This window comes from Bacillus cereus group sp. N21 (genome assembly GCF_016483395.1).
GTDB lineage: Bacteria > Bacillota > Bacilli > Bacillales > Bacillaceae_G > Bacillus_A > Bacillus_A pseudomycoides.
Map to the genome: position 1 here is coordinate 1 of NZ_JAEHBX010000111.1, position 9,779 is coordinate 9,779.

A 9,779-nucleotide genomic window follows, 5' to 3' on the forward strand; every position below is an offset into this window, starting at 1 on the left:
ACCGGAACCATCTTTTAAGTGCCTAATTTTTAAAGGTCTTTTTATTAAACTGTCCATTTTATAGGGTACAGTTCATAGGAAATGCGGTCTTTCTTTTATTTATGCTCCCTCACATATTGAAGTACTTCTGTTAAGCTTTTTTCTTTCATACTTCCTAAGCGAAGATGGTGATTTTCAAACTGCAAAGCCTTTGTAACTTCATTTGGAACAACGACACATTTTAATCCTGCCGCAATCGCTGCTTTCAATCCATTTACTGAATCCTCAAACACAACAGCTTCTGAAGAATCAATTTTCAGTTCTTCAATAGCCGCTTTATACAGTGCTGGATCTGGTTTTACTTTCTCCACATCTTCTTTCGTTTTAATTACTTCAAAATACTCCCGAATCCCTAAATCTTCTAAAAACCCAATAACCCATTCTCTTGAAGAACTAGAAGCTAAACCAATTTTTACTCCAAGACCTTTTGCTTCTTCTAAGTATTCTTTCACACCATCACGAGCTACTGGTATTTTCATTTTCTCTTGATGTAAAGCCGAAACTTTTTCTTTTAGCAAGTTCTTATTAAATTGCTCTTTCAATTGTTGTTCAATATATGTATAAAGCACTTCATCTGTTGTTCCAATACATTTTGCAAACTCTTCTAGAGGTAAATCTCCACCATATTCGCGAATTACTTCCTGAAAAGCTTGGAACCAAATTGTTTCTGTATCTACAATTAATCCATCAAAGTCAAAAATAATTGCTTTCATTCCGATCCCGCCTTTTACAAAACAATTTTTCACATCTCTATACATTCAACTTAAATAAAGTAAATTCCTCTTCTAAACAAAAAAGGAAACGCCTCTCGTTCCCTTTACTTCCCCTGCTCTTCATTTGCTTTTTGAACACCACGAAGTGTTTCAATTCGAAGTTCATCTTGCTCAAAATATTGTACTAAATCACCAATGCGGTCAATAGCTTCCCAACTTAAATGATGCTCAATTCCTTCTACATCATTATAAATCTTACTTTCATCCACACCGATGATACGCATAAATTGTTCTAGTAACTCATGACGATATACAAGACGCTCCCCGATTTTTTTCCCTTTTGATGTTAATACAAGCCCTCTATATTTTTCATAAATTAGATACTCATCTTTATCTAACTTTTGTACCATTTTCGTTACAGAGGATGGATGTACACTAAGCGCTTCAGCAATATCAGATACGCGGGCATATCCCTTTTCATCAATTAACAAATAAATTTGTTCAATATAATCTTCCATACTAGGGGTAGGCATCGGCTTCCTCCATCCAATTTTATTTTGTGTTTTCCGCACTAAGCAATCAATAAAATGATACACCAGAAAGGGTATCATGACAAGGGTGGAAACAGACCAAAAGCTATGAAACATAAAAAGAATCTGCATGTATATACAGATTCTTTTATGTGAAATATTGAATTTCAGCATTCGGAAAATATTCGTAAATATATCTTCTTATCGTTTCCTCTAACCTCACTGCATCATCTTTCTGATATACATATTTTCCGATGCCATATCGTCCCCATTTATATTTTCGTTTCTCCTCATCCATTTCGAGTTTCGTATTGGGATAACGTTGTTGTATTACCTTTTTCGCTGGCTTAGTAAAGCGATGTTGAATCAATTCGAATGATAAATTTAGTAGGGTTAAGTCTTTTAACGCATCAGAAAGTCGTTCAAATAATTCACGATACCCGTCTTCCCAACCTTCATGCATATAAATTGGAGCATCAATAAAACCAAGTGGAAAATTTGCTCCCGCTACTTTACGGGCTGCTTCAATTCGATCCTCAAATGTTGTGGTACCCGATTCAAAATAAACAAGCTTTGGCATAAATGGCTTCATATGATTCCCTTCCTCATTTTAGTATGAGCAAACGCATGCTGACAGCGCTGTTTAAAATTTTCCACTTTAGTAACTTGTGTTGCAAGTTACCGGATGTTATAATTCAGATAACAACTACCTTGCACAACAAGTTACTTGAAGGCGGTGACGCAATTGCATAGTCAAATGTTAAAAGGTGTGCTCGAAGGATGTATTTTATATATCATTTCGCAAGAAGAAGTGTATGGATATGAACTGAGTACGAAATTAAACCAACATGGCTTTACATTCGTAAGTGAAGGTAGTATCTATCCTCTTTTGCTACGAATGCAAAAAGAAAAACTCATTGCTGGTACATTAAAAGCTTCTAGCCTTGGGCCAAAGCGAAAATATTATCATGTAACCGATAAAGGGTTCGAACAGCTAGAAGAGTTTAAGAAGAGCTGGGGGATGGTTTCGACAACGGTAAATAATTTATTGCAGGGAGAGTGAGATTGATGAAAGCGAAAGATTTAATTGAGCTGAATAATAAAAAACGCAAATTATTGGCGGAGGAAAATGAAGCGGCTTACGGGGATATGCTCGTTTACATTCGATTAGCTAATATCCCAGAACAGCAAGTAGAAGAACTGCTATTAGAGATTTTAGATCACTTGCTTGATGCACAAGAAGAAAAGAAAAATGCTTATGATATTTTCGGAACTGACTTACAAGCTTACTGTGATGAAATAATCACTGCACTTCCAAAACAAAATATATGGCAGAAAATAGCCACACCAGCCTTTATGAGTAGTTATTTACTCGCTATATTTTTCGCTATTAATTCTCTTGTCGCTTTTATTTTACCCTTTTTCTCTGATAACAAACGCTTTCAATTTGTACAGATAAATTTTATATATGTATTTGTAATCATTATCGCTATACACCTTGCTATCCGTTTTGTATTTGACTTTATCAAAGGGGATTTATTCAATAACCATATGGGTAATTGGAAGCGCATAACGAGATTCATTTACCAACAAAGTCCATGGTTTATACTCATTGTCATTTCTTTATTTTTTATAGACCGTCCATTTATAAAGTATCAACTTTCTCCTTGGATTGGATCATTACTTGCCATCACTTTTTATTTTTTTTATAAAATTTTTTATAGACGCGTCAACTTTTAATTATACAGGGAGTGAGAGGATTGAAGGCAAAAGACATGGTTGAACTTAACAATAAAAAACGCAAACTTCTAACCCCCGAAAATGAAGCTATCTATGGAGATATGCTCATATATTTGCGGTTTACTAGTATTCCACAGGAGCAAATGGAGGAGCTATTATTAGAAATACTAGATCACCTTTTAGAAGCTCAAAAAAATAGTAAAAATGCCTATGATATTTTTGGAGAGGATTTAAAAGCATATTGCGATGAATTAATTAATTCCTCTGAGCACCAAACTACTTTCGAAAAAGGTGCAGGTATTGGCTTTGCAGTTAGTTTATTGTTAGCTATCCAATTTGGATATGATACATTTACGCATGTATTTTTTAATCATGCAAATAAACCAGGGATTCCATTTAGTATCCTAGGAACAATATTGTCAGCTATTATTTTAACCACTGGTACTTTTTTAACTTTTTCCGTATTAAGACGATATTCTTTCACAATGCTAGCGTCTTGGAAGCAAAAAATTATGCTCATATTATCAGCTTGTATACCATTTGGATTATCAGTGTTTTCAGATATTTACTTTAAAACAAAACCTTATTTATCCTATAACTTAACAGTTTGGCAAGGTGCTCTTATTACAATTTCCTTTTACATTTTATACAAAATTTTATATAAAACCTCTAGATTTTAACAGCCTTCAAAAGGCTGTTTTTCTTCTGTCTAATTTTACAAATTGAAAAATTTCATAAAGAAAAAAAGAAAAATGCAAAATAATTAAAGTTAATTGTTGACGTGATGCTTTTATTATCGGTATCATATTTCTTCGTGAGCAATTATTTTTCGTTATACGATTTTTTTATTATTAATGAATTTTTGAGAGGGGAAATTTGATGTCACTTAAGAAAAAAACGCAAGTACGCACCGGCAAAATGGTACGTGAACTAATGTTAGCAGACGAAGATGTAAATGCTTCGCTAATTATGGTATATAGTGAAAACGGTGTAAATGCAGAAATTAAAATCGAGGGCTTAACGCCAAAATGTAACGAAGAATTATTTTTGAGCGGGAACGTAGATTGGAACAAAAGTGTGATTTATAAAATTGTCGATTTCACTGGAAACGCTGAAGTTGGTAAAGTTACATTAACCGCAATGAACAAAAACAATGTTTCCCTAGAAATCGAACGCGTTATGTGGAGCAAAGAGAATAAAGAAGCAGCTGAACAGGAAGTGGCACCTGTAGAAACTGCTCCCAAAAAAGAAGTAGTGGTAGAAAAAGTACCTAAAGTAGTCACAGCTGCTCCAAAGCCTGTTACACGTGCTGAAGAACCCGTTGTAATCCCTAAACCTACTCCAGCACCAGCGCCAAAGCCAGTACGTTCAGAGACAGTTGTAGCGGCACCTACTTCAGCACCTGTAAAGAAAGAAGTACCCACTCCGGTTGCAAAGCAAGAAACGGTTTCGGCTATGCCTACAAAACCAAAACAAGCGGCTCCAGCCGAAGCGAATTCAAAACTACAAGAAAATTATGTGAAGCTTGTGAAGAAAACAATTGAAGTATGTCAAGATTATGAGCTTGGCATCGATATAGATGATTCCATTGAAAACTTAAAAGAAGAATTACAAAGCCAAGGAATTAGCGTTACTTTTGATAAAGAGATTATGGATGTTGTAAATCGTCTTCGTTCTTTACAAGATAAAGGAATCAAAGTAGAAAAAGTACTGAATTTACTATAAAAATAAGGAGAGGGCAAATGCCCTCTCCTTATTTTTTATAATTCCACTCATCACTTTCGTACTTTTCTTTTGCCAATGTTTGCACTTCCTTAAGCTGTTCTTCCGTTAGTTCATACGGAACTAGCTCCACATCTAAGCCTTTTTCAAATCCAACTTGGAAGGCTTCAATCAACTGTTCGATTGTAAACGTTCGATCTGTTAATTCATTGATTGCAACGGCCTTAGAAGAAAACATGCTCTTCATACGCTCTTTCACTCGCTCATTTGGGAATAAGAATAAATCATACAGCTCATCTAAATCGATTTCTAGCGGAATAGATCCATGCTGCAGGATAACACCTTTTTGTCGTGTCTGTGCACTTCCAGCAATCTTTCGGCCTTCTACAACAATTTCATACCAAGATGGTGCATCGAAACATACGCCTGAGCGTGGATTTTTTAAATTCTCACGGTCTGCTTCCGTTTTTGGAACCGCATAGTAAGCTTCTAATCCTAACGCCTTAAACCCGTCTAATAACCCTTGCGAAATTACTCGGTATGCTTCCGTAACTGTTTTCGGCATATTCGGATGATCCTCAGAAACGATAACACTGTACGTTAATTCCTTATCATGCAATACACCCCTACCACCTGTTTGACGGCGAACAAAACCATATTTCTTTTCATTTACTACATCCATATTGATATCTTTTTCTACACGTTGAAAATACCCTACTGTTAATGTTGGCACTTCCCATTCATAAAAACGAATCGTCGGCGGCATTTTCTTTTCACTTTGCCAATTTAATAAACATTCATCTAACGCCATATTAAATGCTGGTGAACATTGACCAGAGTTAATATAACACCATTTTTCTTTTCCCATCCTGCACCTCATATAACCAATTATTTTTCACAATCTCTAGTCTAACAAATTCGACAAAATTTGTGAAAGAATACGAAATTTCTCCTCCTCACCGAACGAACCTGTTGCATAAATACATATGGGCATTATAATATTGAAAGTAGGATAAGAAAAAAGGGAGCGATAGAATCGTGTCAACAAACTTGATTATTATATTAGCCGTAATCGTAGGAATCATCGGCTACTCTGTATGGATGTTTTTCTATCAGAAAAAATTAATTAAAACACTTTCAGAAGAAGAATTTCGCGCTGGCTACCGTAAGGCACAGCTTATCGATATTCGTGAAGCAGATGAATTTAACGCGGGGCATATTTTAGGTGCTCGTAACATTCCATTATCACAAATCCGTATGCGTTACAAAGAGCTACGTAAAGACCAACCTGTCTATTTATACTGCCAAAGCGGATTCCGTACAGGACGTGCAGCTCAATATCTAAAAAAACAAGGTTACAAAGATTTCTACCAACTACAAGGTGGATTTAAATCTTGGACAGGCAAAATTAAAAAGAAATAATATTTTAAAGAACTAGCATGATTCATCCGCTAGTTCTTTTCTTCCATGTTGTTCGCAATATATAGTAAGTTCTTTTTTACTACTTCTCCATCTTGTACTTCTGTATTTCGATACAACAACTGATATTCCAGCCCTTTCTCTTTCCATATAAGCGTTGCAAATTCTTCCCCCTGTTCAAATTCATCCCTATTTTTAAAATAAGCAGTTGCCCCATTATTCAACTTCACTTGTTCCTGAAATCGATTTTGTTCCACAATATACGGAAAACTATAAGAAAAGTTAGCAACTGTTAATTCTACATAATCTTTTTTTCTTTTTCCTTTTGCTTATATTTAATCGTTAAGACAGCGTTCTTCTTCCCAATTGCTCTTACTTCCCCTTTTATATCATTCGTAATGTCATACGGTAAAAACGTTGGAACTTTAACTGATTTTGGAAAATAATTAGAAACATCTTTTAATAAGATAGGACCAGATACGCGATCTGTAGCCCCTCCTGTGCTTTCCACAAAATTTTTATCTTCATTTATCGTTTGTTGAAACGAACATAAGCTAAGTAACACACTAGAAAACACGAAACAAATGAGCCCTTTTTTCAATTTGTTTCCGCCCTTTCATACCGCTCCCTTTACGAACAAAGCGTTAGTATGTTGTTCATATTCGCTTCGCTTGTTCATTCTCCCTTTGGAAACTTTCCTCGTTTATCTCACACATTTTGACACAGCATTTCTATTTAGACAAAAAAAGACTTTCTGCTACTCTTACGCCCAAAATAAAAAGGTTACGCGAATAACAGAAGGTCCTTTTATAACATAGATTGTGAAAAGCTTTTCAGGTCAAGCATTTTTCAGTATTTTTTCCATTCTTATCTATTTGCCTATATAATGAACGAAGAGGTGATACATATGGCGAATATAAAACAAATTGCGAAAACCGCTGGGGTATCTATAACGACGGTTTCACGCGTGCTAAATGACCATCCCTACGTCAGCGATGAAAAACGAAAACGCGTTTTAGATGCGGTTGAAGAACTAAATTATGCAAAAAATATAAATGCAATTCATTTAATAACAGGAAAAACATTGACGGTCGGTGTTATGCTTCCTTTTATTAATTTACCCTACTTTAGTACAATTATTGAAGGGATTGGAAATGAAGCATTAGCTGCTGACTATCAGATTAACCTATGCCAAACGAACTATGATAGTAAAGAAGAAATTCGTGTTCTAGAGATGATGAAAATGAAACAATTTGATGGCATGATTATTTGCTCACGCGCAAGCTCGTGGGAACAAATTGAACCATTTGCAAAATTCGCTCCTATCATCTCATGTGAAAAGATGGAGCATCCCCTCGTTTCATCTGTTTATGTTAATCATTATGAAGGGTTTCGCATTGGTACAGAATATTTATTGCGTAAAGGTCATGAGAAGATTGGTTTTTGTTTAGCAAGGCAAAATAGCATAAATACAAAGCAGCGTGAAAAAGCCTTTTCCGATGCTCTTCATACTGCCCAAAAAAGAGTACAACCAGATTGGATGTTTTACCAATGTTACAATATGCAAGATGGTGCAAAAGTTCTGCACAGTATTTTAAACATGAAAGAGCGCCCAACTGCTATTTTTGCTGCTAATGATCAAGTGGCCGCTGGTTTAACAACTGAAGCAAGAAAACACGGCCTACGTGTACCAGAAGATCTCGCCATTCTTGGCTTTGATAACCATGAAATTTCAACAGCATTAGAGATTACAACAATTGAACATCCTGGTTTAACAATGGGTACTCGAGCCTTTTCTTTATTTCATAAGCAAATACAGGCCGAACAAATTATAGGTAGCTCAGAGGAACTCCCTTTCCATTTAATTGAACGAAAAACTGTGTAAAGAGTGCCAATTCAGGTACTCTTTTTAAATCATTTGACTCATTGACTTTATGCTTATTCTCTTTTACAATGAACCTAACGAATGGTAGGTAGGGGATGAAAATGACAGCAAACCGCATTAAAGCTGTAGCACTTTCTCATTTCGCACGCTATGGCTACGAAGGGACTTCGTTAGCAAATATTGCACAGGAAGTCGGGATTAAAAAACCATCGATTTACGCACACTTTAAGGGAAAAGAAGAATTATACTTCATCTGCTTAGAAGCTGCTCTTCAAAAAGATTTACAATGCTTTACAGACGATATAAAAAAATTTTCAAAGTCATCTACTGAAGCATTACTTGTAAACTTGTTAAAAGGTTACGCAAAGCGATTTGGTGAAAGTGAAGAATCGATGTTTTGGTTACGCACTTCCTATTTTCCGCCTGATGCATTTCGCGAACAAATTATTGAAAAATCAAATGCTCACATTGAAAACATCAGAGAACTTTTATTTCCTGTATTCAAACGAGAAAATGAACAAGGTGAACTGCATAACCTTGAAATACAAGACGCTTTAGAGGCTTATTTATGCTTACTTGACGGTCTAATGGTTGAACTATTGTACGCAGGCTTAAATCGCTTTGAGACCCGTTTAAGTGCTTCTTGGAAAGTGTTTTGGCGAGGGCTTTCACAATGACGGATTGCAAATAGCAATGCGTCGTTTTTCAGCCCTTCACCTAACGACTGGTAGGAAGGAGAAATAATATATGGCATGGATTTATGTAATTTTAGCTGGCATCATTGAAATTTTTTGGGTGATTGGACTAAAGCACGCAACTACTCCACTTGAATGGGTTGGTGTTGCTCTTATAATCGCAATTAGTTTCGTCCTATTATTTAAAGCTTATAAGGATCTACCTGTTGGAACTGTATATGCAGTCTTTACAGGAATCGGAGCCGGTGGAATCGTTCTTACAGAAATCTTTATTTTCGGAGAACCATTTTCAATTGTAAAAATCTTATTTATTGGTTTAATCTTCTTTGGCGTTATTGGATTAAAACGAGTAACGGGTAAACAAGAAGAGAAGGAGGCTGCATAAAATGGCATGGGTATTTTTAATTATTGCTGGTATTTGTGAAATTGTTGGTGTACTGTTTATGAAAGTAGCCACTGAAAAGAAAGGCTGGGCACCTAAGCTTATTTTAATCGCTAACTTTGCCGTAAGCTTCTTCTTCTTATCACTTGCAATGAACTCATTACCAATGGGAACAGCTTATGCAATTTGGACTGGAATTGGAACTGCTGGAAGTGCGCTTCTAGGTATTCTTATCTTCCGTGAATCAGCTGATTGGCGTCGCCTTGCCTTTTTAAGCTGCATTTTATGCGGTGCAGTTGGCTTAAAATTAATGAGTTAACATGAGGTGAATGTCATGTGGAAAGAAAAAGGGAAACAAATTGTAACTGGAATTATAATTGGAATTGTGCTCCTACTACAAATGAGCTTTCATTTTATCGAATGGTTATTCCATAAAGGAATTTCTATTCTTACATTCCTTCCCAACATGGCACTTGAAGTTGTATCCATTGTTTGGTCAATTATCGCTTCCATCATGATTATTATCATTTGGAGTATCGCTAAACTTTGGAATAAAATAACCAAAAAAGACAGTTCTTCTGGTCTTACCCCCGTCAAGTGGACAGCTGTAAAAAAAGACTATGCAGCCATCGAGATTCGATATTCAATCGGAGC

The 9,779-nt window shown here is 35.7% G+C and carries 12 protein-coding genes and 3 pseudogenes; 10 read left to right on the plus strand and 5 right to left on the minus strand.

Annotated features, from left to right (window positions below):
• Window positions 1-95 precede the first annotated feature (95 nt).
• The 3 genes and pseudogenes from JDS96_RS28600 to JDS96_RS28610 all read right to left on the minus strand — a co-directional run.
• Window positions 96-752, minus strand: a complete 657-nt coding sequence (locus JDS96_RS28600) for an HAD family hydrolase (protein WP_026008605.1) — start codon at window positions 750-752, stop codon at window positions 96-98.
• Between the two features lie 104 nt (window positions 753-856).
• A complete protein-coding gene (gene mntR / locus JDS96_RS28605) occupies window positions 857-1,285 on the minus strand; it encodes a transcriptional regulator MntR (RefSeq protein WP_016116280.1) in 429 nt (142 codons plus the stop codon).
• A 145-nt stretch (window positions 1,286-1,430) separates the two neighbouring features.
• Window positions 1,431-1,844, minus strand: a pseudogene (locus JDS96_RS28610) (spore photoproduct lyase family protein); the annotation flags it as partial.
• Between the two features lie 183 nt (window positions 1,845-2,027).
• Here JDS96_RS28610 and JDS96_RS28615 point away from each other — a divergent pair.
• The 4 genes from JDS96_RS28615 (at window position 2,028) to JDS96_RS28630 (ending at window position 4,747) form a co-directional block, all read left to right on the plus strand.
• The gene (locus JDS96_RS28615) at window positions 2,028-2,345 is read left to right on the plus strand and encodes a PadR family transcriptional regulator (protein WP_016132003.1); all 318 of its coding nucleotides are present in this window, start codon (window positions 2,028-2,030) and stop codon (window positions 2,343-2,345) included.
• Between the two features lie 5 nt (window positions 2,346-2,350).
• Window positions 2,351-3,022 carry a DUF1129 family protein gene (locus JDS96_RS28620; RefSeq protein ID WP_003208478.1) on the plus strand — a complete coding sequence of 224 codons (672 nt, stop codon included), beginning with the start codon at window positions 2,351-2,353 and terminating at the stop codon, window positions 3,020-3,022.
• 35 nt (window positions 3,023-3,057) lie between these two features.
• Window positions 3,058-3,702 (plus strand): hypothetical protein, encoded by a 645-nt coding sequence (locus JDS96_RS28625; RefSeq protein ID WP_374221021.1) that lies wholly within the window; start codon window positions 3,058-3,060, stop codon window positions 3,700-3,702.
• A gap of 199 nt (window positions 3,703-3,901) precedes the next feature.
• Complete coding sequence (locus tag JDS96_RS28630; protein WP_098017476.1) at window positions 3,902-4,747, plus strand: hypothetical protein; 846 nt, start codon at window positions 3,902-3,904, stop codon at window positions 4,745-4,747.
• 28 nt (window positions 4,748-4,775) lie between these two features.
• Here JDS96_RS28630 and JDS96_RS28635 read toward each other — a convergent pair whose 3' ends face one another.
• Window positions 4,776-5,612: a lipoate--protein ligase family protein gene (locus JDS96_RS28635; RefSeq protein WP_003200303.1), complete on the minus strand. Its 837-nt coding sequence runs from the start codon at window positions 5,610-5,612 to the stop codon at window positions 4,776-4,778.
• Window positions 5,613-5,782: 170 nt separating this feature from the next.
• Between JDS96_RS28635 and JDS96_RS28640 the strand changes: the two genes are divergently transcribed.
• Window positions 5,783-6,166 (plus strand): rhodanese-like domain-containing protein, encoded by a 384-nt coding sequence (locus JDS96_RS28640; protein WP_003200301.1) that lies wholly within the window; start codon window positions 5,783-5,785, stop codon window positions 6,164-6,166.
• Window positions 6,167-6,195: 29 nt separating this feature from the next.
• On the opposite strand, the pseudogene JDS96_RS28645 reads toward JDS96_RS28640, so the two are convergent.
• A pseudogene (locus tag JDS96_RS28645) lies at window positions 6,196-6,740 on the minus strand (DNA polymerase III subunit delta).
• 330 nt (window positions 6,741-7,070) lie between these two features.
• Here JDS96_RS28645 and JDS96_RS28650 point away from each other — a divergent pair.
• The 5 genes and pseudogenes from JDS96_RS28650 to JDS96_RS28670 form a co-directional block, all read left to right on the plus strand.
• The gene (locus JDS96_RS28650) at window positions 7,071-8,048 is read left to right on the plus strand and encodes a LacI family DNA-binding transcriptional regulator (RefSeq protein WP_199668842.1); all 978 of its coding nucleotides are present in this window, start codon (window positions 7,071-7,073) and stop codon (window positions 8,046-8,048) included.
• Window positions 8,049-8,143: 95 nt separating this feature from the next.
• A complete protein-coding gene (locus tag JDS96_RS28655; protein ID WP_199668843.1) occupies window positions 8,144-8,725 on the plus strand; it encodes a TetR/AcrR family transcriptional regulator in 582 nt (193 codons plus the stop codon).
• A gap of 70 nt (window positions 8,726-8,795) precedes the next feature.
• Complete coding sequence (locus JDS96_RS28660; protein WP_003200294.1) at window positions 8,796-9,128, plus strand: DMT family transporter; 333 nt, start codon at window positions 8,796-8,798, stop codon at window positions 9,126-9,128.
• A gap of 1 nt (window position 9,129) precedes the next feature.
• Window positions 9,130-9,444 carry a DMT family transporter gene (locus JDS96_RS28665; RefSeq protein WP_003200292.1) on the plus strand — a complete coding sequence of 105 codons (315 nt, stop codon included), beginning with the start codon at window positions 9,130-9,132 and terminating at the stop codon, window positions 9,442-9,444.
• 15 nt (window positions 9,445-9,459) lie between these two features.
• A pseudogene (locus JDS96_RS28670) lies at window positions 9,460-9,705 on the plus strand (DUF3975 family protein); the annotation flags it as partial.
• Window positions 9,706-9,779: the final 74 nt, after the last annotated feature.